Genomic DNA, 26,334 nt, shown 5'->3' on the forward strand with positions numbered 1-26,334 from the left:
CTAATAGACCAATCAAGAGGAGAAAAAAGTAGAGTTGTAGTAAGCCTATTTATGTCCGCACCTTTCTCTATAAGATAGCGAACAATCTCAAAATGCCCTTTAGCGGCAGCTTCATTCAAAGCTGCTGTTGTAGAACTTTCATAAGCATTTATATCTGCGCCATTTTCTATCAATAATTTGACTATTTCTAAATGGTTTCCAGACGAAGCACCCCATAAAGGAGAAAATAATCTATCTTTAATACAATTTACATCGGCTCCATATTGAATTAAAGTCTTGCAAATTTCATAAAAACCTTTCTTTGCAGCTCGGCATAAAGGTGGATGAAGCGTATATAAATTCTCATCATTCAAATCCAGATCTGAATGTTGGTCGAGTATATTCGACACTTCCTGCACGTTGTTATCGCCAACTGCTTTTTCCAGTTTTATATAAATTTCTTTATTATTCATCTATTGAGTTTATAATGTTTGGTGGCTAACCGACCTTTTCGGGGGAGATTGAGCCGCTTGTTATCGACCATATTATATCATGAATTTATTCTTCACCCACTTTTCGATTTGTTTTTTGTTTATGCCTTTACTTACTGATAAGTAGGCTATTTTTTCAAAATTAAATTGAATACCAAAATAATTCTCTACCTCACAAACAAAATTATTAAGATTTAATATATTAGGAGTGCTAAATACTGTCTTATCAACACTAATTGTCCGAATATTACTATCTGAAAAAATAATTTGTTTTTTTCGAGAGGATAGTTCATTTTCGATTATTATTTCATAGGTATCTCCCATTGTTCGCGGGTTACTCAGCCGCATTTCAAATGAAAATCTTTGCTCTTTTTCTTCATCGGTAAGTTGACTGGATGTGAGCCATTCTCCATCTGTTGTAATTATAAGAGATACAGACCAATTATATTTATCCGAAGGCACTATATTGAGATTTTTCAATAATATATATGCTGGTAAATCATCGGAAATTTTATCATAATACTTTCGTATCTTATCGAATAAAGGGTGCTGAATTTCCGAATAGCCAAATAATTCAAATAAAAAATGTAAGTAAAACGGTTTACCGTGAATATATTTGTCTATAAGTTCGTCGAAATACTTTAAGACATTCTCTTCTTTGGAGAAGGCTAAAACCGCCCATACACCTCGTAAGCCAACAATATCATGATGTTCACAAAATAGTCTTTCTGTTTTATCATACTCCGCCAAACATTCTAATAGAAAATTATTTATTTCTACGGTTGAGAACTCTTTAAGTTTTATTACATTCTTATTGTCAGGATAATAACTATCAAGTTTAATTTTGTTATATAGTCGATTAACCAACTTCCCGGTTTGTTTTGGCAAATGGTCTTTCTTCTCCAATATGAAATTTCTTAAATCCATCATCTTTCAGTCATTTAATTATTTATCAGTTAGTTAATCTTTTTTATGGTCGATAACATGTAATTATCAGCGGTTTTCGCTGTTATTTTCTTATTTAACTATCTCATTATCACTTTCAAGAATATCATCCAATGGAGTGCGGATGCTGCTCTTGAAAGTGTCGGCTATATGCACGTACATTTCCGTCGTTTTCAGTTGGTTGTGCCCCAACAGCTCTTTCACGATTTTCAAGTCCGTGCCTTGCTCGATCAGATGCGTGGCGAACGAGTGCCGCAACAGGTGGGGGTACACCCGCTTGGTGAGTCCGGCTTCCTTCGCCGCCTCTTTCAGCTTCTTCGACACGATGCTCTCCGTGAACGGTTCGCCCTTGTACCGCTCGAACAGCCATTCCTGCGGCTTGTACAGCTTGGTGTACTCGGTCAGCTTCCTGACAAGGGGCTTCGACAGCAGCGTGTAGCGGTCTTTCCTCCCTTTGCCCTGCCGTACCCGTATCAGCGAACGGCTCACGTTGATGTCGTGGGGCTTCAAGTCCAGCAGCTCGCTGATTCTCAACCCGGCGGAGTAGAGCAGCGAGAACATGCAGAACAGCCGGATGTCCGGACCGGTTGCGTCAAGGATGGATTTTATCTCCTCCTTGCTCAGCACATCGGGCAGCGTCCGTTCCCGTTTGGCTCGCTTTACCTCGTAACATTTCCGTTCCAATCCCAGCACCTTCTCGAAATAAAACTTGATCGAGTTGATGCGCAGGTTCTGTTGGCACGACGAGATCCCCCGTGTGTCAATCAGGTACACGATGTAGGCGTTGATTTCTTCCGGTCGGATGTAGCGGAGGTTTCTTCCCGCAAAGTATTGCTGGAACTCCTTGAAATAGGCGGTGTACGCACGGACGGTATGCTCGCTGTACCGCAGTTGCCGCAGCATCTCGGCATAGCCGGGCGGGATGGCGGGGCTGGTTTTCCCGCTCTTCTTGGGCAGGGTGTTTTTCAGGGCGGAGTAATTGATATACGCCGTTTCCACATGGCGGTCGAAAAAGCCGGACAGGTCGAAGCCTTCTTCCGGCAGGTAGGCTCTGTCCCCCTCGAACCGCACGCCCTTCTCTTTCGACAGCGACAGCCGGATGGCATCGTCCTCGTCGAACTCCACTTCCACGTATTTCTGCCCGTCACGGATGGCAGGTGAAAGCGTTATTCTCGGTTTGCTCTGATAAACTTTCATACGCATCGCATGGGTGGCAATGACAGACCGTGTCCCTCATTACCCATATTTTACAAATATAGAGAAAACAACGAATTATCGCTGTTTTCCGGAGGAGAAAAATGCGTGCGGGGCATGATTTTTTGATATTTTTCACAAGAAAGGGCTGCGACAAACCTGCGAACCGGACGACAAGTGCGGACAGCCCGCCCCGGAGTTGCACGTTCCCCGTGTTTCTCCCTCTATATTTACGCCCGGTTTCACTTGAGAACCAATAGTATTCACCATTTAAAAACATTAGATTATGGACGAACGACCGGACAGCAGCCAGCAGTTAATGGACATCCTGCTCGTCATGGACGAGAAAGGCACGCTCCAAGCCGTCAGCGGAGTAAAGGACGGCGAGTTACAGACCAAGAATCCCTTGGAGGACAACAACGACCTCCTGCGGGTGGATCGCCACGGCGATATGTTTTCGAATTTCTTTTCCAACCTCTGGAACCAGTTGAAAGACCCGACCCGCTTCCATTTCTTCCGTGTGCCGGAAGAGGAGGTGCAGCGGGTAGCCGCCGATTTCCGGCAACGGGAGAGCCAGTCCGTCAAGACGGGCGAGCCGCTCGTTGCGCAGTACGAGGTGCAGCCGCCCGTGCAGGCACAGCAGCAGACCCAAGCCGGGCAGCAGCAACAGCCGGAGGGTGTGCCGCAGCAGTCCGCCGGGCAGACCGAACAGAACCCGCAGTACAAGTACCGCCCGGAGGACATCGACTGGAACAGCCTCGCCGCCCTCGGCGTGCAGCGGGAGCAGATCGAGGGCAACGGGATGCTCGACCAGATGCTACGGGGCTTCCAGACCGACAAGACCGTCCGGGTGCATTTCCACTTCGACGGCATCTCGCACAGCAACGACAGCCAGCTTTCGCTCAAGCCCGGCACGGACGGCAGGCTGACCGTGTGCAGCCACGGCATCCTCGACCCGGAGAAGATGCAGAAGCAGTTCTTCGGCTACGACATCACCGACTCCGACAAGCAGGTGCTCCGGCAGACGGGCAACATGGGACACCCGGCTACTGTCACCAACCGGGCGGGCGAGCAGGTCGAAGCCCTTGTCAGCCGCAACCTCAAGACCAACGAGCTGGTCGCCTTCCCGCTCTCCAAGGTCAATATCCCGGCGGAGAAGAACGGGCATACCTTCACACCGGACGAGATAGCCCGGCTCAAACAGGGCGAGGCGGTGGTCTGCCAGTTCCTTTCCAGAGCCAAGGAGGGGGAGCAGCCCAAGCTCTACCCAGCACCCGTGCAGTTCAGCGCAGCCAAGATGCAGCTCGAATTTCTCTTCGGCGACCGGGGCAGGCTGGCGATGGATGCGTACAAGGCGAACCTGAAACAGACCGCCAATCAGGAGGTGCCGAAGACCTTCCGCAAGCAGGAGCTTACCGAGAAGTCCCGCCTCGAACTCGAAGCCGGGGGAACGGTCAAGGTCTCCGGCTTGGTGGACAAGAAAGGAAAAGCCTACCAAGGCTACATCACATGGAAGCCCGGCGAGAAGCCCGCCTTCATGTTCCCCAAAGACTACAAGGCGGCGCTCGAAGAGGGGTGTGTCAAGCCCGCCGTGGAGAACGAGGTGCAGGTGGCGGTCAATTCCGAGGGCAAGACCGTCGAGGCTACCCGCAACCTGAAAGAGGCCCTGCAATCCGCACAGCAGCGCCCCACCGGGGAGCAGAAACAGCAGCAGGAGCGCAGGCAGGAGCAGAAAGAGGACCGGAAACAGGCACAGAAGCAGGAGCAGCCCGACAAGCCCAAGCGCAGCCGGGGTGTCCGCCGATGATTTCCCCCGCCATTCTGTAAATGAATTACCCGGTTATCCCGTCCGAGCGGCGGGATAACTTTTGTCAAACCGTTAAAAATTAAAGAAATATGATTACAGCAGTCATCGCTGAAAAGCCTTCCGTAGCGAAGGATATAGCAAACGTGTTGAATGTCCGGGAGCGGCACGATGGCTACCTCTCAGGTAACGGCTACCTCGTTACCTGGGCGTTCGGCCATCTCGTCCAGCTCGCCATGCCCGAAGCATACGGCTACACGGGCTTCCGGCGTGAGAACCTGCCCATTCTGCCGCAGGAGTTCAAGTACATCCCCCGCCAGATACGGGAGGGCAAGGAGTACAAGCCCGATCCCGGCGTGCTCAAACAGTTGAAGGTCATCAAGGAGGTTTTCGACCGTTCCGACCGTATCGTCGTGGCGACCGATGCCGGGCGTGAGGGCGAAGCCATTCATCGGTACATCTACAATTACCTTGGCTGCCGCAAGCCCTGCCTGCGCCTCTGGATCTCCTCGCTGACCGACCGTGCCATCCGGGAGGGGCTGGATAACCTCAAGCCCGGCAGCGACTACGACAACCTCTACCGTGCCGCCGAAGCCCGTGCCATCGCCGACTGGGAGATTGGATTGAATGCGACTCAAGCGCTTTCCATCGCCGCCGGGCAGGGCATCTACTCCCTCGGACGGGTGCAGACGCCCACCTTGATGATGATCTGCTCCCGTTATCTGGAGAACAGGGATTTCACCCCGCAGACCTATTTCCGGCTGAAGATCACGGCGGAAAAGGACGGCACGCCCTTCGCCGCCATCTCTGAATTGCGTTACGAAACCCTTCCGGTGGCAAACGCCGCCCTCGCCGCTGTAACCGCAACGGGGACGGTGCAGGTTGCCGACGTGCAGCGCAGGGAGGTGAGCCAAGAGCCTCCCTTGCTCTACGACCTGACCGCCTTGCAGAAAGAGGCGAACGGCAGGTACGGCTTCTCGGCGGACAAGACCCTCTCCGTCGCCCAGTCGCTTTACGAGAAGAAGGTGTTGAGCTACCCCCGTACCGGCTCCCGCTACCTCTCGGAGGATGTGTTCGACGAGATACCCGACCGCATCGCCCTGCTGGAGCGGTACCCGGCTTTCTCCACCCATGCCGCCGCCCTGAAAGGGGCTTCGCTCAACCGCCGCAGCGTGGATGCGGGGAAAGTTACCGACCACCATGCGCTCATCATCACCGAGTGTCTGCCCGGCGAGCTGTCCGCCGACGAGCGCACGGTGTACGACATGGTAGCCGCCCGCCTGCTCGAAGCCTTCTCCGCCCGTTGCCTCAAGGACGTTACCACCGTCTCTTTCACGGCGGGGAACAGCGTGTTCACCGCCAAGGGGACGGTCGTCAGGTCCGCCGGATGGCGTGCCGTACGGAACGAGCGGGACGAGGACGACGAGGGAACAGCCGCTTTGCCGCCCTTGCAGCCCGGCGAGGCTTTCCCCCTGCAATCGGCGGAGTGCGTGGAGAAACAGACCAAGCCCCGTCCCCTGCACACCGAGAGCAGCCTGCTTTCGGCGATGGAGCATTGCGGCAGGGAGTTGCGGGACGACGAGCTGCGGGACAGCCTGAAAGGGAACGGTATCGGCACGCCCGCCACCCGTGCCTCCATCATCGAGACCCTCTTTGCCCGTGACTACGTGCGCCGGGAGAAGAAGAGCCTCGTGCCGACCGACAAGGGGCTTGCCGTGTATCAGATAGTGAAGGACAAGCGCATCGCCGATGTCGAGATGACCGGGCAGTGGGAGACCGCCCTCGCCAAGATCGAGAGCGGGGAGATGAATCCCGACACCTTCCGCAAGGGCATCGAGGTCTATGCCGCCCAGATTACCGAAGAACTCCTGCAAGTGCAGGTATCGGTGGCGGACGGCGGACATATCCCGTGTCCCAAGTGCCGTTCCGGTCGCATCCTCCTTTACCCGAAGGTCGCCAAGTGCAACAACGTCGATTGCCCCCTGACCGTCTTCCGCAACAAAGGGGAGAAGCAGCTCACCGACAGCCAGATTGCCGACCTTGTAACCAAAGGCAAAACATCCCTTATCAAAGGCTTCAGGAGCAGGGACGGCAAGCCCTTCGATGCGTACCTCACCTTCGACAAGGACTTCCGCATCGTGTACGGGTTCCCGCCCCGCACGGACAAGCCCAAAGGAAAGGAGCGCAGGCGATGAACGGCATCGGTTGGATCACCGTGGCGGAAGCCGCCCGGCTCTGCGGCACGGACGAGCTGCGCATCACCCTCTGGATGAACGGCAACCACATCGCCTACGCCCGTTTCGACGGCATCCTGATGATCGACGGCGCATCCCTTGCCGCCCTGTTCAGCCGCAACCGGGTCGCCACCATCTACGAGGACGTGGCGCAACAGCGGGGCAAGCCCGGCAGACCGGGCAGGCTCCGCCGCCTGCTCGATACCCCGCTCGACACCTTCGGCTTGTCGCAGCGCATCGTCCGGGCGTGCCGGGAGCTGGGCGTCTTCACCGTGGAGCACCTGCTCGTCCACCTCCGCCGCTTCCGCTTCTCCCGCCTGTACTGTGTCCGCAACTTCGGCAGCGGATCGGCAGCCGAGACCCTCCGGCGGCTCCGGCAGGACGGCTTGACAGACGGCGGCAGCCCACGGGATTTCAAGGTCTTGTACCCGTAATCCCGGCAATATTCACTATCTTTGCCAGCCGATTATATAAGAAGGCGGATTTGTCTTTCCCATAACCGACTGGCAAATACTCGAAAGGATTTCGAACCTATTCTGTTCATAATATGAAGCGTTCCATTTCCCTTTAAACAGCCTTTTTACAACTCAAAAAGGGTTAAATGCTTGAATTTGTGGACATATATTCGAAAAATATTGTATTTTTGTACCCGAAAATAGGACGACAATGGCTAAAAAGCACTCATTATCTGTTGAAAACATAGATCAGGTTGCTATTGATTTTATAGCGACAAAACCTTCATATTCAATCAAAATAACAGATTGCCAAGAAGGTAAATTAAAAAAAATAGCAATAACTCATAATAAGGAAACTGGTATCTTAAACTGTTTTATTAATGGCGGGCAAGTTTCTTATAGTACGCAAGGAAAAGCACATTTAAAAGGAATATGTGAAGAATGTTGGAACGTTATCCTTCAAAATACTTCAATTCCTTGCCCTGATAAGAAAAGCTTTACGGCAAAAGGAATAAGTGAAGAAGATTTTGATGCTTTTATAGATGTATTATCGGAAAGTGATGAAATCGAAATAACTACGGTCAATACAGATAACAATCCTGCTATCAGGAACCAATATCATTTAAAGGGGAAATATGATGCCAAGGTATCTATTATTTTTTATAATAATGGGACTTTATTTTTACAGGGAGCTGTAACAGCTTTTTATATTGAGCTTATTACAGAAATAATGGAGACAATATCTTCTGTTCCAACCGAAGTAATGGAAGACTTCTTGGCTATTCAACCTTTAGTAGGATGTGTGATAGAAAAAGATTTGAATAAGCATTTCACGAAAACTGAAAACATTGAAGGAAGTATTCTTGAAGATTTTCTGAAAACATCTATTGCTCTTGCTAACTCCGGTGTTGTGGTTGATGATTACGGGTGTTATACATTCGGTATAATGAAGGCTTTGGATGGCTTGATTAGCAAAAGACTCTTGGAAGACGCACCGGATTTTAAAGATTATGGTACATATTTTGAGAGAGGTAAAGATGGAAACTACCATTTTTTGGAGAATGTGGGAACTTACAATGGTAATCCCTCGTTAAAAAGAGCATTGGAAAAGGCGTATGACTTTTATAACAAGAATCGGCATACAACTTTCCATATTGATCGCAGGAACTTAGAAACAAGCAGAACCTTATATTATGATGAAGCGGTGAACATAATAAAGGATGGACTTGTTATTATAAATGACTTATGTACTAATTGGTAAAGAAATGAAGACAAAAGATTATCAAATAATCTCTTTAGGAGAACGAAGTTTTTTAGTAGTAGTTCTGTCATTGGAAATGACGGATTACTATTGGACTGCTCTCCAATCAGAATTGGCAAAATATAATGTTGCCGATGCTGAAGTTTATTTTGATTTTCTATACCGTAACGGATTAAAAAATAGATTTTTCAAAACTAAGCTCATGGGAGTTAGTCTATTGAATAATTCTTTGAGAAAATGTAAAGCTACACAAGAGTGTATTAGTGCTTCTGATAAATTCTTTACTTTGCATAAGGATGTGATTGAACATAGCGTATTATCGTCTATTCAAAAAACATTCTTTAGAAAGAAATTAGACAGAACTAATATTCTTCCGACAAATGTACTTTAACATTATAAAGGAATTAATATATTAGAACAAAAGGTGCATCAATGATGCACCTTTTGTTTATACTTCAAATTTAGGCATCAGCAAGACCTAAATTCAACATATCTTTGTCATTCCAACTATTTCCGTTATCTTTGCATCAGTAGAACCTGCCAAGCCTCTTGATAATGCTCAAATCGGCGGGTCGTTTTTTTATAACCCGTCATCCTTTCCTGAATGACCCAAGCCACTTTTCAGTGGCTTTTTGCATTTCATGGGCATACCCTTCCGTACACCGTCCGGATTTTCCCGTCCTCCAATACCTTGCTCGACCGCACGATCCACGTCCTGCCGTCGTTCAGCCCGCACTCCAGTGCCTTCTCGCCGCCGCCGACCAGCACCGGCACGGTTATCACCACGATTTCGTCCGCCAGCCCGTTATCCAAGAGCAAAGCCCCGGTTTCCGCTCCGTAAGCCGTTACCGTCCCTTCGCCGTCCGCTTTTATTCTCCGCAGTTCCGCTGCCGCATCCCCTGTAACAAACCGCACCCGTTCCTTCTCCGTCAGGTCAATACAGCCGTCCGTCACGACCAAAGTCTCTTTTGCCGTGAGCGGCCAGCCCAGATGGTTCAGGTAAATGCGCAGGTAGGTTTCCTCGTCGATCAGCACGCAGCCGGAGGCGTCCACCGCCGCATCGAAATACTTGTCCGATCTGACCGGACAACCGTCAATGGATTGGTACACGTGCAAGGTAATCTGTTTCATATCAATGTGTTTTTAAGGATTATGTCCGCCTCGCACCCAAAAGAACAGCGTGAACTCACGCTATTCCGAAGTAAAGGTACTGGTATTACCCGATAAGCAGAATAGGCAAGCCCACGCCGTATAAGCATACAGCATGAACATTGCGCCATTCGTCTTGCTTATCAAAAATTACCAGTTTTTTACTTCAAGACGTTCAGCGAACGTACAATATGTATATCAATCCCCGCCTGCTTCCAAGCCGGGCATGAATCTTCTATGTCACGACAGCGACCGTGCCCGAGAGCACCGCCTTCTGTCTTCGTGCGAACAAAGATAATGAAACTTCCCGAATAACAAAACAATAGCCCCGCCTAATCTCACGATCCGGCAGGGCTTCATCCACCAAAAGCACCGTCAGAAAAATGTCATTTTCACGGGAACAACCCCCTTTTCCTGCGCCTTTCCTCTTTCCGGGCTTCCTTCTCCTTGCGTTTCGCAGCCCGTTCCTCCACGTCGGCGAAACGGGTGCGGATGAACTCGTGCACGTCCTTCGTGCGGTAGAACACCTTGCCGCTGATGGTGAAGTACGGCAACACCCCGATGGCACGGTAGCGTTGCAGCGTGCGGATGCCCACCTTCAGCAGCAGGCACAGGTCTTGGTTGTCCAGCACCTCCTCGCCGTCGAGCGTGTTGTTCTTCTTCAGCACCCTTTCCAGCAATTTCTCCGTCCGGTCGAAGCGTTCCATGATGCGCTCCATCCAGCCCTCAAACTCTTCCCTGTCCGTGTACATAGCAGTCGCCCTCCTTTTCGATGATTTCCTTTTCCCGCATATAGCGGATGTAGCCTTTCGCCGTCCGTTCCTTCACTTCCAGCATCTCCTGTATCAGCTCGCACAGTTCGATGTAGCCGTACTTCTCCTGCCGGGCGAACGCCTCCCGTGCCATCTCCGCCAGCTCCTTCTCCTTGCGCTTCTCTTTCTCCGCCCTCGGCTTCTCGCCCACATAGACGGGCATCCCGGCTTGCTTGTCCCATCTGAACTGCATCAGCGGAATGTCCAGCGGGCTGCCGTCCCTGACCTTCAACGCCTTCACCACCGACACCTCCGGGTTCTCGTCCTTCTCGATGGAGAGGATGGCGGCGGACTTGCGTTGCAGCTCGCTGCCGAGGTGTCCCCGCAGCTTCAGTCCGTTCGGCACGAAATGCACCACGGCGGCGATACACGTGCGGTAGATTCCCGCCAGCCGGTAGATCTCGTCAATCAGCGCCACGCTCTCCGCCTCGTCGTTGGCGCAGCGGATCAGGTCAGCCACCCCGTCGATGACGACCAGATGGATGCCCCCGTGCAGGTAGTGGTACCGGTCCATGCTCTGCACGATGGCGGTCAACCGCTCGCTTCTCGACATCCCCGTCAGGCAGTACACGTGCAGATACTCCGGCATCCGCTCACGCCCGGCACGGCGCAGCAGCCGCCCCGTGTTCTTGTGGAGCTGTTGCTCGCTCTGTTCCGTGTCGTAGAGCAGCACCGCACGCCCCTTGCGGTTCGGTTCCACCCGCACCCCCAAGAGATCGGCGTCCGTCTCCCGTTCCATGATCGCCCCGGCGACCAGTGCGGCGGTGTAGTTGCTCTTGCCCGTCCCTTCACCGCCCGTGATGCAGAGGATGTTCTCTTCCGAGCCTAACGGCACGTCCCCGGCGGTAACGATGGCGACCGCCTGTTCGGGCGGGTGGTCATAGTCGATCTCGCACGATTTCAGCATCGCCAGCGTGTCCCCGTACAGCGTGTCGAGCAGTTTCAGGAACAGCCCCATCAGCTCCTCCCTCGTGTGCCCGGCTTTGAAGTAGTCCGTCACGTCCTTCTCCGCCTTCGTCCCCGACAATGGCAGCACCAGCCGTTTCACCCCGTACTCCGCCAGTTGCGCACGGTGCTTCTCCGAGCATTCCAGCCCCGTCTTGTCCGTGTCGTACAGCAGCACGATGTGCTTGAAGCGATAGACCAGCTTGCGCACGGTCTTCGCCGGGATGACCGAGGTCTCCGAGTTGAAGCAGATGGCGTGGAAGCCGTGCGCCGCCAGCGTCAGCACGTCCTTCTCGCCGCCCGTGAGGAAGAGCAGGTCGCCCTTCGAGGGCAGTTGCTCCAGCCCGAAGCAGTAGTTGTCGCCCGTGTGCCCGCCATAGACGAAGCGCACCTCCGACATCGGGCGATAGACCTTCACGCCCCATTTCCCCCTGTACCCGAACATCGGTTCCGCCGGGGTGGAACTGAAGCCGAACGCCTTGCCCTCCCTCGTCTCGCCCCGGTACTCGGCGAGCGATACCGTCCCGTAGCGGCGCAGCACCTCCACGGTGATGCCCGATGCGCCCCAGTAGACAAGCTCCCCCTCGGTGAAGGGCTTCTCCGCCGCCCGGTAGGGCTTCGGTTCGGGACGGTCGGCGGACACAGCCGCCTCTTCCGTGTCCGTTCCGGCTTCCCCGGCACCGCCGCCCCTTGCGCCCGGCACGAGCCGCAATCTCCGACAGCCCCCGGTTCCCACCGTCCCGTCGGTCGGGCTGTCCCCGTCCAGTCCGAGGCACAGCTCCCGGTCGATGGTGTGCAGCACCTCCACGAAGTCGGCGGCGTTCCGGCAGTCCAGCCCTTTCAGCTTCGCCACGAGGAAGAAGCAGTCTCCCGAATAGTCCCCGTTGCCGAAGTCCTTCATCCGGTACGTACCGCTCCGGCGGTCGTAATACACGTTGCACGAAGCCTTGCTGTCGGCGTACAGCGGGTTCAGGAAGTTCCTGCCCACCCGCCACTTCACGGGCAGGTAGTGGCGGAACACGTCCAGCCCGTTACTGGTTCTTGCCAGCACTTCTTCCTTTCTTACCATAGCTTCCGTTTTTTCGGTTATGCAGGGGATGTTCCGCTATCATCCGGTCGATCTTGGCGGCGGGCGTCTCCACCATCCACCGCTCACGCAGGCTCTCGACAGCCTGCCGGGGATAGCGTATCTGCCGCCCGATCATCGAATAGGGGACGATGTTCTTCTGGCGGTAGCGTTGCAGGGTGCGGTGGCTGATGTCCAGCGCCTCGCACACCTCCTTGTGCGTCATCCACTTCGGGTCGGCTTTCCGTCCCTTGGTCACAGGGCTTTCCGCTTCCTCTTTCCGTTTGCGCTCCGTTTCCTCCCGGTTCCGGGATTCCTCCACGTAGGCGGTTATCTTCTCGATCTTCTCCACGAGCAGGCGGTAGGCGTTGCTCTCGATGGTCATTATTTCCATTGTCGTACTCATTTTTAGGTTTCTGCCGCAAATGTCGCCCGATTCGCCGGTTTTTCCTGCCACTATACCGGCACCTTGGCAAAGATTTTTTTTCGGGGCGCATTTTCGCCCTTGCCGCCGTTCCGGGCGGTAAAAAGGACCGAGACGGGGTAAAAAAGAGCGTCCGGAAGGCTCTTTCCAGCCCTTCGGACGCTCCCTTCCCGTGTCCTGCCGTCTCTGCCGCCCCGTTGCCAACTTGCTACCGGCTATCCATGTCCCGCATCTTTTTCAGCAGCCTCTCCTTCATCTCGTCCAAGAACGCCGTCGGGTTCTGTTGCCCCCGCAGCCTGCCGAAAGCGTGGTACACGTTGCCCAGATCCACGTGGAAATGCTTCTCGAACAGCGCAGCCAGCTCGCCGATCTCGGCGTTGCCCTCGTCCACGCTTCCCGTCACGTGTATGCCATAGACGAGCAGTATGGCGGCAACCTTCGTGTTCGTCCAGCGGTGTTCCTTCTCCGGCACGGCTTCCGTCTCCGTCCCCTGCGCCGCACGCTCCATCCGGCGGCTCAAGTGTACCAGCAGCATCTCCACCGAGATCAGCCGTGCCGCCAGTATGTCGTAGCCCGTGGAGAACTCCGCCTCCTCGTCCAGCACGAAGCTGCCGCTCTCGGGGCTTAGCTCGCCCTTCGCCCGCAGGAAATAGTAGCTGTCCCGGTACGTCGCCCCGCTGTGATAATACTGGTAAAAGGGCAGGTAGCGTTCCATCATCCGCTCGGCACGCTCCATCGCCTTGCGGTAGTACGGTTCGGCGACACGCAGGCAGGCGGGGCAGCCGCTCTCTATCTGGTACACCCGGTAATAGTACAGCAGCCTGCCCGTCAGGGCGGGTTTGTAATACTTGAAGTAGAGGATCTCCTTCGCGTCCCCGGCGAACGGATGGGCGAGGGCGTACTCCTTCAGTTCCCGGTTCTTGCCTTTCAGGTACGAGACCATCTCACGGCAGACGCCTATCACCTCCTTGCCGTCCATGCCGGGGGCTGTGGTCGCCATGCGCTGATCCACCTCCTTCAGCAGCCCGTTAAAATATTCTTCCATATAAATCTTGTTTCATGTTGTTTATAAGGGCGCAAAGTTAGCGGACGGCAGGGAAACGGACGTTCTGAATCCTCACCGCCGGATTCGGATTGTCCGCCAATCGGCCCCGGACGGTCGGTTTTTCACGGCAGGGCTGGAAAAGGGAGGCTAAACTGTACGGGCGCACCGGGCGATTTCACGGATTTCGGCAGGAGTAGCCTTCAGGTGCTTCTTGCAGAAGTCCCACAGGTAGCTCGGAGTGGCGAAGCCGCACACGTCGGCAATCTCTTGAAGGGGCATGTCCGTGTCCGCCAGCAGGGAGGTTACGTGCGCTTTCCGCTGTTCCGTCAGCCAGCGGTGCGGAGTGGTGTTCAGCTCCTCCTTGAAACGCCGTCCCAGCGTATTGACCGACATGGCGCATTCCCGTGCCAGTTCCTCCACGTTCTTCACCTTGGGCAGAGCCAGTGCGATTTCTTCCCGGAACGAGCAGCCCCGCAGGTGCGGCAGGTACTTTTCCACCTCCTGCAAGTCCGCCTTGCCGAACATCGGCGGTATGCCCTTGCGGTACTCGGACGCCCGTTCACGGCGGAAGCGGAACAGCAGTCCCGCCAGACGGTTGCAGAGCACGTTCAGGTGCGGGTATTCGTCGTAGGCGTTGATGCTTGCCTGCATCCGGCAGAGGAACAGGAATCCTCTGCAGTCCTTCTCCCGGAAATACGCCTCCGCCGTTTCCAGCAGGAAGTCTGACGAGCTTCCGTGGCGGTGATAGGCGACCAGTATCAGCAGCCCGGCTTCCTCCTTTACCCGGCACGAAAGTACGGGGCAGTGTTCCCGCAGCAGCTCCACCAGCCGCACCATCCGTCCGTTCTCCCGTGCGAGCCGTTCCGCCGCAATCCATGTCACCGGACGCTCCGCATCCGTTTGCGGCAATACCCTGCGTACCTTTTCCATCCATTCCCGCCATCCCTCCCGGACGGCTTCATTCATTAGAATTAGTGTAAGATTCTGTTTCATTTTGTTTCAACACGATATTAAATAATACAAATCTTACACGAAATTACAAATTGTTTGCAATAGATGTCCTGCCGACACCCCGTATCGGTCACGATATTTCCTTGAATTACAGATTCGGATTTTGCTCCATAGGTTCGGATATTCAGTCGTGAAAAAACAGAAAGGCTGTACCGGTTCCACCCGCAGAACGGCATGACAGTAAGCAGGGGGAGCCGGAAGAAAGTCATTCGCCGGTTGGTGAGTGCGTCTTTTCAACGGGATATTTGCCGTCCCGTATCTCCTGCAACCTTTCGATCAGTGGTTGCTCCTTGGAATGGTTCTTTTGTTCGGCTATAATGAAGAACGATGCAAAACTGCCGATAACATACAGCCAGAACAGGCATTGACCGAGCAATTTCCGGTATTCGCCCACTGTCTCGTACTTCGCCTGCATCGCTTTCAGCTTCGCAGGACGGTAATACAGCTTTCTGGCAATCCAGATAAAAGGAGCGAGCGTCGCTGCGGCGAACAGATAGGCAACCGGGTTGAACCTGCTCCATTCCACCTTGTCCGTCAGGGAAGAGAACCAGCCCGTCAGCATATCCCATCCCCATGCCTCGAACAAAAGATGGAGAGCCATCAGGTTAAGAAGCCACAGGATTGCCATCGTCCACGTGGCATTGGAGATAACCGCCTTGTCTTTCCTTGCACGTTTGTTCTTGCTCCAGAAGTAATACATCCAGTATGCCGGTTCCTTGAACATAGCTTCCTCCTTTCCTTGTTTTCCGCTTGCTTATCCCGTTACGAAGAACAGCAACAGGGCGCATCCCGTTGCGGCGGCAACGATCAGCCCCAGCCAGAAACGGTAACTCCTTTCACCCAGCGTACCCAGCCAGAAATTCCCTTCCCAACTTCCCGGACGGGAGTACGTCCACCGCCATCCGCAGACAATCCCCACAAGCCACAGCAGCAGGATTCCCGCCACGATCAGGTAGCCGTACCTCGGATGCGCCTGCAACCACTCCGGCAGACCCTCCATAAACTCGCTTATCTTATCGAACCATTCCATAGCAATAACAGAAAAAGCCAAATTCATACCTTACGGACGAACCGTTATACATCAAAGCAAAAATAGTGAAAAGTCCAATCACTCAAAAAGTTTCACCGCAAAAATCTTTTCCGTTTGGAAGAAATACGTTTTATTTGCACCTATATAGCCGCAACGTATGAAGAAAGCCTCCCCACATAAAAGAACCAGTCGGCCGAAGCTCCCCGGATTCTTCGACCACCTCTTTTATTGGACGTGGCGCAGTTGTCGGCACGGCTTCCCGGATCGTAGTTTTGCGGTCATCAGTGTGGTCCAGTTCGCCTGCCTCCTGTTTCCTGTCGCCATCGCTTTACAGTTCTTGGGCACTCCGGCTGTCCGCTTCCTTTACGAAACAGACGACCGCCTTACGCTTTTCCCGCTGATACTGCCGTTCCCCGTATTGCTCTGGAGGAATATGCGCATCTATACCGAGGAGCGTTACCGCATGATGCACGACTATTACGGGGCGTTCCATGTATCGGTACGGCAACGCTATCGCCTCCGTTTCCTTGTCTGCACGGTGCTTGCAGTCCTTGCCATCCTGCTTGAAATACGGCTGTTCACCCTTTATCATGACCGCTGCACGGCCATATCCTCCGGCAACAGCCATCCCGCAAGCCTCTATGTCCCGTACCGGTATGACAACGGCAACGACCCCGTGCAGGAAGGCGTTTACCGCATCGTCGATGAAAAAGGGCGTATCGGATATGCGGACGAGCATGGCAATACCCTCGTAGAACCACGCTTCGCTTTTGGCTTTCCTTTCGAGAACGGGAAGGCGAAAGTAACCGACACGGGAGAACTGGAAGAAGCTCCCGGTTCGGATGGGGAATACCACTATTGGGAAAGCGATGATTGGTATTACATCGACCGCAAAGGGCAAAGGATTGAATAAAAGCCCCAAGACTGCCCTAAGCCCGACATTCCAGCCACCCCACCTGCCAAGCCCTTGCAGGGCAAACACGAAGCCGCCAAGCCCTATCGGAACATCCCGTTCATCCCACCTTTCCCCCGAAACAAACACCAAAACTCAAAACCAACTCATTTACAGAAACTTAAAAGAATATCGGTGCAAGCCGCAAAACAGCCCTGTGTGGCTGGTGCAAGGTGCAGCTATATATATAAATATAGCTGCACCTTGCACCACAGAAATACACACTGAAAATCAACATTTTACACTTCGAGTAAAACCACGGGTGCAACCTCGTTTTTTGCACCGCCTCCTGATTTTATGCTTTTCCTGTAATCCGGTAATCCCGAAAAATAAAAAATCCCCGAAACATTTCCCTTTTTCGGTCAAAATTCCTATATTTGCATCAGTTCCAAGAGCAGAGCGAAGCAATGCAGCGAAACCCGCACAGCTACCAAATCGCTACCGGCTACCGAACTTTCTACTCTTTAAGTCTTATCTACCAACCGATTACAAAAAAACGATTGTTTTTCAAAAAAAATAGTGGCATAGGGTTTTCTTAGAACCAAAAGAGTTACTTTTGTGTGCCTTTTGGATAGGATAGGCAAGATAAATGTTAGATAATACACTAGGAACGAGGATATGAACGAGTTTACGAAAACGATTGTAGAGTGGTATGAAGAGAATAAACGTGAACTGCCCTGGAGGGAGTCTGCCGATCCGTATCTGATCTGGATTTCGGAGATTATTCTTCAACAGACGCGGGTGGCGCAGGGGTATGATTATTTTCTTCGCTTTATCAAGCGTTTTCCCGATGTACAGACTTTGGCTGCTGCGGATGAGGACGAGGTGATGAAGTATTGGCAGGGGTTGGGGTATTATTCGCGTGCCCGCAATCTTCATGCTGCCGCTAAAAGCATGAATGGTGTTTTCCCGAAAACATATCCGGAAGTGCTGGCTCTGAAAGGAGTGGGGGGGTACACGGCGGCAGCTATCTGTTCGTTTGCTTACGGTATGCCTTATGCGGTGGTGGATGGTAATGTGTATCGGGTGCTTTCACGTTATTTCGGTATAGATACTCCGATTGATTCGACGGAAGGAAAGAAACTTTTTGCAGCATTGGCAGATGAGATGTTGGATAAGAAGCATCCGGCTGTTTACAATCAGGGGATAATGGATTTCGGAGCGATTCAGTGTACTCCGCAGTCGCCCAACTGTTTGTTTTGTCCCTTGGCAGGCGGTTGCTCGGCACTTTCGAAGGGGTTAGTGACAAAGCTTCCGGTGAAACAGCATAAAACAAAGACTACCAACCGTTACTTCAATTATATTTATGTACGTGCGGGCGCGTATACCTTTATAAATAAACGAACAGGAAATGATATTTGGAAGAATCTGTTCGAATTGCCATTGATAGAGACTCCGACGGCTCTTTCGGAGGAAGAGTTTCTTGCTTTGCCGGAATTCCGTACATTCTTTGCATCGGGGGAAGTGCCGGTGGTGCGTTCTGTTTGCAGGGAAGTGAAGCATGTGTTGTCTCACCGGGTGATTTATGCTAATCTGTATGAAGTAACATTATCTGAAAATTTGACTTCTTTCGGTGATTTCCAGAAAATAAAAGTGGAGGAACTGGAGCAGTACGCTATTTCAAGGCTGGTGCAAACTCTGCTGCAAGCACTAAATGGCAAGTATTAAGTTTTAATACTTAAAATTCTTGCATCCTATTGTTATTCTGTTTAATTTTGGCAGCAGATTTAATTTTAAGAATCATAAACTTGATACAGATATGTCAGTAAATAGAGTGATATTGGTAGGAAATGTAGGACAAGATCCTCGGGTGAAATACTTCGATACAGGTTCGGCAGTAGCAACTTTCCCATTGGCTACGACGGATCGTGGATATACGTTGGCTAATGGAACCCAGATTCCCGAAAGAACAGAGTGGCATAATATCGTTGCATCTAACCGTTTGGCGGAGATTGTAGATAAATATGTGCACAAAGGTGACAAGCTGTATCTGGAAGGGAAGATAAGAACGCGTTCTTACAGTGACCAGTCGGGTGCTATGCGCTATATCACCGAAATTTATGTGGATAATATGGAAATGTTGTCTCCGAAAGGAGCCAACCCGGGTGCGGGAGCTTCTGCTTCCGGACAGCCTGCTATGGGACAGCAGCAACAACCGGTTGCCGGCCAGCCGCAACAAACGCAGCAGTCGCAGGCGCAACCTGTACAAGATAATCCGGCAGATGATTTGCCGTTCTAAATAATGTGATAGTGTGCCAATCGATTTTTTCTAACTCATTGGCACATTATCTTTTGTTTAACTAAAATATAAACTCTTTGGACTCAGATGGTTATTTAAGCCAATTGGCTGACATTTTCAACGGTATTACCGTAAACACTCCTTCTATCTCTGCTATTATTGCCATAGCGCTGGCAGGTGTGCTCCTGCTTGCTTCCGGTTTTGCTTCGGCTTCCGAAATAGCTTTTTTCTCGCTATCTCCTTCTGATCGGAATGATATTGATGAGCGCAATCATCCTTCCGACGATAAAATAAGTGCTCTTCTTGGGGACACCGAACGTCTCTTGGCAACGATATTGATTACGAACAATTTTGTGAATGTGACCATTATCATGCTCTGCAATTTCTTCTTTATGAATGTGTTTGTTTTCCATTCTCCGTTGGCAGAGTTCCTGATACTGACCGTCATCCTGACCTTCCTCCTGTTGTTGTTCGGTGAAATTATGCCTAAGATTTATTCGGCACAGAAAACATTGGCCTTTTGCCGTTTTTCGGCACCGGGAATTTACTTTCTGGAAAAGGTATTCCGTCCGATAGCTACTGTGCTTGTGCGTTCGACAACTTTTCTGAATAAGCATTTTGTGAAGAAGAGCCACAATATTTCTGTGGATGAACTGTCGCACGCGTTGGAACTGACGGATAAAGCAGAGCTTTCTGAAGAGAACAATATTCTGGAGGGAATTATCCGTTTCGGTGGGGAAACCGTGAAGGAGGTGATGACATCACGTCTGGATATGGTCGATCTGGATATCCGTACATCTTTCAAGGAGGTGATGCAATGTATCATTGAAAATGCTTATTCACGTATTCCTATCTATTCCGGTTCACGGGACAATATTAAAGGGGTGCTGTATATTAAAGACCTTCTGCCTCATGTCAATAAGGGGGATAATTTCCGTTGGCAGTCATTGATTCGCCCGGCTTATTTTGTGCCGGAGACGAAGATGATTGATGATTTGCTGCGTGACTTCCAGGCGAATAAGATTCATATTGCTATCGTTGTGGATGAGTTTGGAGGAACTTCCGGGCTGGTAACGATGGAGGATATTATCGAAGAGATTGTAGGTGAGATTCACGACGAATACGATGATGAAGAGCGTACATACGTTGTTTTGAATGACCATACCTGGATATTTGAAGCGAAAACGCAATTGACGGATTTCTATAAGATTGCAAAAGTAGACGAAGACGAATTTGAAAAGGTGGTGGGTGATGCAGATACATTGGCAGGTATGTTGCTCGAAATTAAAGGTGAATTCCCGGCGCTGCATGAGAAAGTGACGTATCACAATTATGAGTTTGAAGTGCTCGAAATGGATAGTCGCCGTATATTGAAAGTTAAGTTTACAATTCTGCCGAAAGAAATGGAAGATGGCGTCGTTTCTGCAGTATAAGACGAATGGCATACAGTGGGCTGTCTGGAAGATGGAAGAGTCTTTGGATGCTTTATTGCTTCTTTTGCCCGGTGCGCGAAGAGCTTTCTGTGAGCAGGAATTGAATCGCTTTGTCTCCGAACGTCGTAAGATGGAATGGTTGTCGGTTCGTGTTCTGTTGTATTCCATGTTGCAGGAGGATAAGGAAATCGGTTACTCTCCCGAGGGGAAACCTTATCTCACAGATCATTCTTTTTTTATCAGTATTTCTCATACGAAAGGTTATGTGGCGGTGATGCTTGCTTCTTCGGTTCCGGTAGGCATTGACATTGAACAATATGCCCAACGGGTTCACAAGGTATGCGACCGCTATGTCCGTCCTGACGAGCAAGTAGAATCTTATCAGGGAGATATAACTTGGGGGCTGTTATTGCATTGGTCGGCAAAGGAAGCTGTTTTCAAGCGGATGGAAAATGCGGATGCTGATCTTCGTAAACTCCGGCTGACGCATTTTATTCCTCAAGAGGAGGGGACGTTTCAGGTTCAGGAGTTAGTTACGGCGCAGCAAGAACTTTATTCTGTCGGTTATCGTATTTGTCCGGACTTTGTATTGACGTGGACATTGAATTGAACGGACGAGGAAATGTGTGAGGCTCTTTTCTCGGTGTGTTATCATTGTCCGAATGTAGTGTCTTTCTAAAACGAAAAATGAGACTGCCTCATTTTTTTATTTTGAAGCAATCTCATTTTTATGAATTCAAAGCCTTTCAAGCGAAGTCTTTCACTATTGGGTTATTTCTCTTTTTTATTAAGTCGATAGCTCAATGCTCCTGACGGACATTTGCCGATTTGTGCAATTAATTCTTCTGTTGTCGCATTTTCAATCTGCACCCAGGGTCTTTCTTTGGGATGATAAACATTGGGTAGCATCTTTACACATATTCCGGCGTGCTGACATAATTCAGGCTGCCACACAATGGTCAGTTCACCATTGGTATATTCATTTTTTTTTCCCATATATGTATTTATTTAATATGAATACCACGCATTACAATTCGCTTCCATTCCGGATGTTTGTGAATATATCCGGCTACAAACGGGCAAAGCGGTACCAGGCGTAGACCTTGTCGCTCGATGTCTGCCAATGCTTTTTCCGCAAGTTGTGAGCCTACTCCCTTGCCGCCTAATGAGGCGGGTACTTCGGTATGTACAAGGTATATTTCTCCATTGCTTGATTTGATATAGTCTATTTCAGCTATTTTGCCATCGATCTGAAACTCATACCGATGTTTTTCTTCGTTGTCTATTAATTTATAATCTTCTGCCATAATTTTTACGTATTAAGTTCGATTATAATATAAACACTTGGGGAACACTTTTGTTTTACGCGAACAAATATTCTCCAAGTTTATAATCTTTCCAATTGAACTGTGAAGTGTCTCATTAAGGGAGCTTCCCAGGCGATACGTACTCCATGAGTGATGCTTTCTCTGCGTTCATATACATTTTTGAGGGCGGCAGCTATTACATTCATGTGATTGTCGGTATATACTCTGCGGGGGATTGCGAGGCGAAGTAGGTCAAGGCCGTTAAAGCGATTTTCATGGGTCACCGGATCACGGTCGGCAAGGATATAACCGATTTCGCATCCACGGATACCGGCTTCCAGGTAGAGCTCTACGGTTAGCGTCTGCGCCGGGAATTCTTCTTGAGGAACATGTGTCAGCACTTTAGGCGCATCAATGAAGATGGCGTGTCCTCCGGCCGGACGTTGGTAAGGGATTCCGTATTCATCCAGTTTCTTTGCCAGGTATTCCACTTGTTTGATACGTGTTTCGAGGTTGTCGAATTCGGTGTTTTCGTCCAGTCCGATGGCGAGGGCGTTCATATCCCGTCCATTCATGCCTCCGTAGGTAAGATAGCCTTCGTATTGTACACAGAAGCCTTTTGCACCTTCATACCAGTCTGCACGCCGCGTGGCAATAAATCCGCCCATATTGACGATTCCGTCTTTCTTGGCGCTCATTGTCATGCCATCGGCAAGAGAGAACATTTCCCGTGTGATTTCTTTGATAGTTTTGTCTCGGTAACCTTCTTCGCGCATTTTGATGAAGTAGGCATTCTCGGCAAAACGTGCAGAGTCGAAAAGTACGGGTTTGCCATATTTGTCGGCGATGGCACGTACTTCGTACAGGTTTTGCATAGAGACGGGTTGTCCCCCGGCTGTATTGTTGGTGATGGTGACGATGATAAAAGGAATCCGTTCAGCGTATTCTGTGAGGGCTTTCTGTAATTTATCAGGGTCTATATTTCCTTTAAACGGTATTTCTAGTTGGGTTTGTTTGGCTGCATCGATGGTGCAGTCTAATGCGATGGCATGACGTCCCTCGATGTGGCCTTTGGTGGTGTCAAAATGTGAGTTGCCGGGCACAATATCTCCTTCATGTACCAAATAAGAGAAAAGAACATTTTCAGCGGCACGTCCCTGATGGGTTGGTATGATGTATTCAAATCCTGTTAGTTTCGTAATCATCTCTTTCAACTTGAAGAATGAGGTCGCTCCGGCATAGCTTTCATCACCTAGCATCATTCCCGCCCATTGACGGTCGCTCATCGCTCCGGTACCGGAGTCGGTGATGAGATCGATATAAACTTGTTCTGATTTGAGTTGAAAGACATTATAATGTGCTTCTTTAATCCATTGCTCACGCTCTTCACGTGTGCTTTTCCGGATGGGTTCTACCATCTTGATTTTCCATGATTCAGCAAAAGGTAATTTCATTGTTGTAGATTTATAGTTTAGGTCGACGAATGTAGCTAAAATCTGCGTGATTAACAAATATATGATGACTTTTTGTAAGTTGTGGCTGATGGAATTATTTCTCCGTAGGCTAGTGATATATCAATTTGTGGTAAGAAGATATAAAGAGAGCCGGATCCCTTAAAAGGATATCCGGCTCTTTAAAATTATGCATTCGATTGAGTATGATTATAAGTTTGATTATTGGTAATCAATAGGCTGATTAAAAATAAATATATAATAGGTTGAGGTCAATCGAGCAGTGGTTATTTAGTCTTCGATAGTGATACCGTCAAGACAGAAGTAGGTCGGTGTCAATGGACCGTATTCATTCTTTTTGGTAGATGTTAATGAGAATTTTAGTCCTTTCGTTTCTCCCAATGAAGTTAGATCTACCCATTTCCATTGATCGAGGAGATTGGTTCCTTCTGCCAAATAACAATCTACGTGCATTGTTTTATCATAATTGTAGATAGTAAGTTTGAATGAGTCGTTGCTTCCGAATATTTCTTCTTCACCATAATATCCAGTTCCTTCTTTCATACTGCTATAAGCATAGACACTGTTTGTTACATATAGTCCTTTTACTCTATAGTCTTCCAGTTCATTAGGGTTGTCGTGATCTCTGAATCGTATTGCGGCTTCTTTATCAGAATTCTTTCCGATTTTATATCCGGCAGCTCCAACGATAACGTATGTATTATTGATTACCCCTTTTTGGGTGATAGCGCGATAATCATAGCTTGCGAAGTCTGGACAATCTTCTACTGTACAATTCGTAAATGCAAAGCTATCTGAATAGAAACCGTATGTTGAAGATACACAGTCAAATTCAAAGATTCCACTTGCGTCAGTTAACAGATTGTATTTATAGTTAGTTGTTCCCCACTCACTACTTACTGACCATGAATCATCCGGATTTTCTTGATCGCCCATGTCGAGTGTATGAGTTTCGTAATTAGGCAAGCTAAGTATGTATGTTTTTGTATCGTCATCATCGCTACAGCCACAAAATATAAATACTGATAATAGTAATAATAAGGATAATTTTTTCATGTTCTTTTCTAATTTTAGTTATTAATAAATTGTTGATTATTTTTTGAAATGTAAGTTTTCAACGGTTGTGACTTCGGTTGATATTTCACCCATTTGTCCTGCGTCTTGGTTAACTGCAGTCATAATCTTAACGAAATCTATTTGATCCAAGTCGGCTGGTGTGCCGTTACTGTCCACAGCCCAATCTATCTTGAAATTACTGCCTTCCTTGGTGTTGGGATGGTTGTCTGCATATCCCCATGGATAACAATATCCTACCCATAATCCATTTTCTAAGACAGCATTATCTTTTAGGCGTGTTCCCTGAAATGTGATTTCATCATCTTCTATCCAAAGTGGATAATAGGATTCCTGATTATGGTAACTGTTGCGGAGAATATATCCTTCGTTTTTTTTATTATCCTTCCAGAAAACATTTTGGTTGGCTAGGTTCGGACGGTAATAGGTTATTTCATATTCTCGGGTTTCTGTATCTTTCCCGTATTCGCTGCCTTTCAGTTCATACCATTCGTCATCAGGTTTTCCATTACCGTTTGCATCTTTGGATACGAATACAATTCCCGGTTCGGCACTTCCTCCCAGTTTTCCTGTTCCGGTTTTGGAATTGTAGTAAGCATTACCTCTTACTTTGAAGTCATATTCTCCCGTTACATTCGGAATGGGCTGTGGGAATCCTAAAACAATGTAGCCACCGAATCCTCCTAATGTAATAAGCGATTTTTGCTGGATTCTGCGGGTTGCTTCTTCCAATATTTCATCGTAGGTAAATCCATCCTTGTATGCTGATGTGGTAGTATTGATAAATTGTCCGGGAGCAGGGCGGTATTCCCATACTTTATTGGCGAAAGCTAGAGGGTTTTCCGTGTCATCGTCATTGTCGTCAATATTGCTTTGTGAGGCTTTGTCACTGAATACGATGGTATTCGGGTTAAGTCCGATGTTGTTTAGGCGAAACATGAGTTGTCCTTGTTGGTTGAAACAAAGTAAGTCGCCGTAAGTGGTGTAATCGCGTGCTTCGGTGATATATACATTGTTGCTGTAAGGGTTGATATTGATACCGTAAGGTGTCTTTATCACAGTTCCATCGGTTATGAAATTCTCACGGATTGTTTCTTCTGTTTTCAGATTGAACATCTTGATAGAAGAAGTCTGTGTGGTGTAGTTGTAATTATATAGGTAGGCTATGTCTCCGTCGATGGCGAAGTTTTGCACTTTCTCGTTACATTGAGTGACTTTGTTTGTCCGGCAGTCTATCTTGACGAAATTATAATCTCCGGCTTCTATATCTCCGCCACGGGTGGCTACATAGACGGTTTCATCCGGACCTGCTATTATTTTACCGGGATTCGGGCCTACTATAATTTTGCTACTCTCTTTGAATGTGGCAATATCGACAACGGATACTGTATTATCTACACCCAGCCCTGATGAATAATCCAATCCGCCGGAATTGGAAATATATAGCTTTTCGTTTTGTACACAAATGCCGTCAGGGTTACGTCCCACTGTTGTGATAGCATCTATGGAGAGGGAAGTTGTGTCTATACGCGCAACGGTTCCGTCATAGGAACATACGTATGCTTTTTCTTTATGAAAAGTGATATAGCGTGGTTGGCGGGAACTCCCATTTTCTGCCTGCATCTGAATTTGTTTCACTGAGGTTCCTGTACGAAAATCTATCACTTCTACTGTACTGGAGATGTTGACTACGACATACACCTTGCTTCCATAAATAGCCATATCGTTGGCTGTATCTCCTAATCCCCGGTGGTTGACTGCTTTGAAGTAATCACGAACCATTTGTTGATTACCGAAAGAGAAACGTGCTAATGAGCTGTTATTCTGATTGAACAGTCCTTCACATAATACATATAATTCAGCGGTACCTGTTTCTGTCGGATCACCCATAATGCCTGATGTGAAAGGTTTGTCTTCCATGTCATCACATGCCATGAATAACAAGATCGATGACAGCCAGCACCAGAATATATATATTAATTTCCTTTTCACGTCAATATCTTATTTTATAA

Annotated in this window: 26 protein-coding genes; 10 read left to right on the forward strand and 16 right to left on the reverse strand. The window is 49.4% G+C overall.

Going from position 1 to position 26,334, the window contains the following annotated elements; genetic code table 11:
- From DWZ47_RS25875 to DWZ47_RS25885, 3 genes are all read right to left on the reverse strand, one after another.
- Positions 1–452, reverse strand: a 452-nt coding sequence (locus tag DWZ47_RS25875; protein ID WP_147330796.1) for an ankyrin repeat domain-containing protein, incomplete at its 3' end; no start/stop codon positions are given.
- 72 nt (positions 453–524) lie between these two features.
- Entirely contained in the window at positions 525–1,400 is an 876-nt protein-coding gene (locus tag DWZ47_RS25880) for a hypothetical protein (protein WP_117515172.1), read from the reverse strand.
- An 87-nt stretch (positions 1,401–1,487) separates the two neighbouring features.
- Positions 1,488–2,618 (reverse strand): tyrosine-type recombinase/integrase, encoded by a 1,131-nt coding sequence (locus tag DWZ47_RS25885; protein WP_199488166.1) that lies wholly within the window; start codon positions 2,616–2,618, stop codon positions 1,488–1,490.
- Between the two features lie 277 nt (positions 2,619–2,895).
- Here DWZ47_RS25885 and DWZ47_RS25890 point away from each other — a divergent pair, with 277 nt between their 5' ends.
- The 5 genes from DWZ47_RS25890 (at position 2,896) to DWZ47_RS25910 (ending at position 8,754) form a co-directional block, all read left to right on the forward strand.
- Positions 2,896–4,416, forward strand: coding sequence for a DUF4099 domain-containing protein (locus tag DWZ47_RS25890; RefSeq protein ID WP_004327338.1), 1,521 nt, complete (start codon positions 2,896–2,898; stop codon positions 4,414–4,416).
- Positions 4,417–4,505: 89 nt separating this feature from the next.
- Positions 4,506–6,608 carry a type IA DNA topoisomerase gene (gene topB, locus DWZ47_RS25895; RefSeq protein WP_117515174.1) on the forward strand — a complete coding sequence of 701 codons (2,103 nt, stop codon included), beginning with the start codon at positions 4,506–4,508 and terminating at the stop codon, positions 6,606–6,608.
- Positions 6,605–7,081, forward strand: coding sequence for a hypothetical protein (locus DWZ47_RS25900; protein ID WP_008627641.1), 477 nt, complete (start codon positions 6,605–6,607; stop codon positions 7,079–7,081). The genes topB and DWZ47_RS25900 overlap by 4 nt, the downstream gene beginning before the upstream one ends.
- A gap of 232 nt (positions 7,082–7,313) precedes the next feature.
- The gene (locus DWZ47_RS25905) at positions 7,314–8,363 is read left to right on the forward strand and encodes a type II toxin-antitoxin system RnlA family toxin (protein ID WP_004327332.1); all 1,050 of its coding nucleotides are present in this window, start codon (positions 7,314–7,316) and stop codon (positions 8,361–8,363) included.
- A gap of 4 nt (positions 8,364–8,367) precedes the next feature.
- Positions 8,368–8,754, forward strand: coding sequence for a type II toxin-antitoxin system RnlB family antitoxin (locus DWZ47_RS25910; protein ID WP_004327330.1), 387 nt, complete (start codon positions 8,368–8,370; stop codon positions 8,752–8,754).
- 248 nt (positions 8,755–9,002) lie between these two features.
- Here DWZ47_RS25910 and DWZ47_RS25915 read toward each other — a convergent pair whose 3' ends face one another.
- From DWZ47_RS25915 to DWZ47_RS25950, 8 genes are all read right to left on the reverse strand, one after another.
- A complete protein-coding gene (locus DWZ47_RS25915; RefSeq protein WP_029427375.1) occupies positions 9,003–9,494 on the reverse strand; it encodes a dihydrofolate reductase family protein in 492 nt (163 codons plus the stop codon).
- A gap of 410 nt (positions 9,495–9,904) precedes the next feature.
- Positions 9,905–10,264 carry a helix-turn-helix domain-containing protein gene (locus tag DWZ47_RS25920; RefSeq protein WP_004327328.1) on the reverse strand — a complete coding sequence of 120 codons (360 nt, stop codon included), beginning with the start codon at positions 10,262–10,264 and terminating at the stop codon, positions 9,905–9,907.
- On the reverse strand, positions 10,239–12,338 hold the full coding sequence (locus DWZ47_RS25925; protein WP_117515176.1) for a bifunctional DNA primase/helicase: 2,100 nt from the start codon (positions 12,336–12,338) through the stop codon (positions 10,239–10,241). Before DWZ47_RS25925 ends, DWZ47_RS25920 begins: the two co-directional genes overlap by 26 nt.
- On the reverse strand, positions 12,301–12,729 hold the full coding sequence (locus DWZ47_RS25930; RefSeq protein ID WP_032581435.1) for a helix-turn-helix domain-containing protein: 429 nt from the start codon (positions 12,727–12,729) through the stop codon (positions 12,301–12,303). The genes DWZ47_RS25925 and DWZ47_RS25930 overlap by 38 nt, the downstream gene beginning before the upstream one ends.
- Positions 12,730–12,967: 238 nt before the next feature.
- Positions 12,968–13,804: an RteC domain-containing protein gene (locus tag DWZ47_RS25935; protein ID WP_004327325.1), complete on the reverse strand. Its 837-nt coding sequence runs from the start codon at positions 13,802–13,804 to the stop codon at positions 12,968–12,970.
- Between the two features lie 147 nt (positions 13,805–13,951).
- Entirely contained in the window at positions 13,952–14,797 is an 846-nt protein-coding gene (locus DWZ47_RS31325) for a helix-turn-helix domain-containing protein (RefSeq protein ID WP_009040051.1), read from the reverse strand.
- 223 nt (positions 14,798–15,020) lie between these two features.
- A complete protein-coding gene (locus DWZ47_RS25945) occupies positions 15,021–15,539 on the reverse strand; it encodes a hypothetical protein (RefSeq protein ID WP_008627612.1) in 519 nt (172 codons plus the stop codon).
- A gap of 30 nt (positions 15,540–15,569) precedes the next feature.
- Positions 15,570–15,872, reverse strand: a complete 303-nt coding sequence (locus DWZ47_RS25950) for an immunity 17 family protein (protein WP_008627610.1) — start codon at positions 15,870–15,872, stop codon at positions 15,570–15,572.
- A gap of 259 nt (positions 15,873–16,131) precedes the next feature.
- Here DWZ47_RS25950 and DWZ47_RS25955 point away from each other — a divergent pair, with 259 nt between their 5' ends.
- The 5 genes from DWZ47_RS25955 (at position 16,132) to DWZ47_RS25980 (ending at position 21,079) form a co-directional block, all read left to right on the forward strand.
- The gene (locus DWZ47_RS25955; RefSeq protein WP_224262758.1) at positions 16,132–16,758 is read left to right on the forward strand and encodes a WG repeat-containing protein; all 627 of its coding nucleotides are present in this window, start codon (positions 16,132–16,134) and stop codon (positions 16,756–16,758) included.
- A 657-nt stretch (positions 16,759–17,415) separates the two neighbouring features.
- Positions 17,416–18,465: an A/G-specific adenine glycosylase gene (gene mutY, locus DWZ47_RS25965; RefSeq protein ID WP_008774655.1), complete on the forward strand. Its 1,050-nt coding sequence runs from the start codon at positions 17,416–17,418 to the stop codon at positions 18,463–18,465.
- Between the two features lie 91 nt (positions 18,466–18,556).
- Positions 18,557–19,036, forward strand: a complete 480-nt coding sequence (locus DWZ47_RS25970; protein ID WP_004304191.1) for a single-stranded DNA-binding protein — start codon at positions 18,557–18,559, stop codon at positions 19,034–19,036.
- A gap of 77 nt (positions 19,037–19,113) precedes the next feature.
- Complete coding sequence (locus DWZ47_RS25975) at positions 19,114–20,469, forward strand: gliding motility-associated protein GldE (RefSeq protein ID WP_004300642.1); 1,356 nt, start codon at positions 19,114–19,116, stop codon at positions 20,467–20,469.
- Positions 20,447–21,079, forward strand: a complete 633-nt coding sequence (locus tag DWZ47_RS25980) for a 4'-phosphopantetheinyl transferase family protein (RefSeq protein ID WP_004311252.1) — start codon at positions 20,447–20,449, stop codon at positions 21,077–21,079. Before DWZ47_RS25975 ends, DWZ47_RS25980 begins: the two co-directional genes overlap by 23 nt.
- A gap of 161 nt (positions 21,080–21,240) precedes the next feature.
- On the opposite strand, the gene DWZ47_RS25985 is transcribed toward DWZ47_RS25980, so the two are convergent.
- The 5 genes from DWZ47_RS25985 to DWZ47_RS26005 all read right to left on the reverse strand — a co-directional run bounded on the left by DWZ47_RS25985 (position 21,241) and on the right by DWZ47_RS26005 (position 26,314).
- Entirely contained in the window at positions 21,241–21,465 is a 225-nt protein-coding gene (locus tag DWZ47_RS25985) for a (4Fe-4S)-binding protein (RefSeq protein WP_074638765.1), read from the reverse strand.
- Between the two features lie 8 nt (positions 21,466–21,473).
- Positions 21,474–21,776, reverse strand: a complete 303-nt coding sequence (locus DWZ47_RS25990) for a GNAT family N-acetyltransferase (protein WP_008648722.1) — start codon at positions 21,774–21,776, stop codon at positions 21,474–21,476.
- A gap of 80 nt (positions 21,777–21,856) precedes the next feature.
- Complete coding sequence (locus tag DWZ47_RS25995) at positions 21,857–23,230, reverse strand: tryptophanase (RefSeq protein ID WP_008648721.1); 1,374 nt, start codon at positions 23,228–23,230, stop codon at positions 21,857–21,859.
- A 288-nt stretch (positions 23,231–23,518) separates the two neighbouring features.
- Positions 23,519–24,304, reverse strand: coding sequence for a DUF4465 domain-containing protein (locus tag DWZ47_RS26000; RefSeq protein ID WP_008648720.1), 786 nt, complete (start codon positions 24,302–24,304; stop codon positions 23,519–23,521).
- A gap of 36 nt (positions 24,305–24,340) precedes the next feature.
- Positions 24,341–26,314, reverse strand: coding sequence for a YncE family protein (locus tag DWZ47_RS26005; protein ID WP_032852546.1), 1,974 nt, complete (start codon positions 26,312–26,314; stop codon positions 24,341–24,343).
- Between the last annotated feature and the right edge of the window lie 20 nt (positions 26,315–26,334).

Source organism: Bacteroides sp. AF32-8BH (genome assembly GCF_003435205.1).
Classification (GTDB): Bacteria; Bacteroidota; Bacteroidia; order Bacteroidales; family Bacteroidaceae; genus Bacteroides; species Bacteroides ovatus.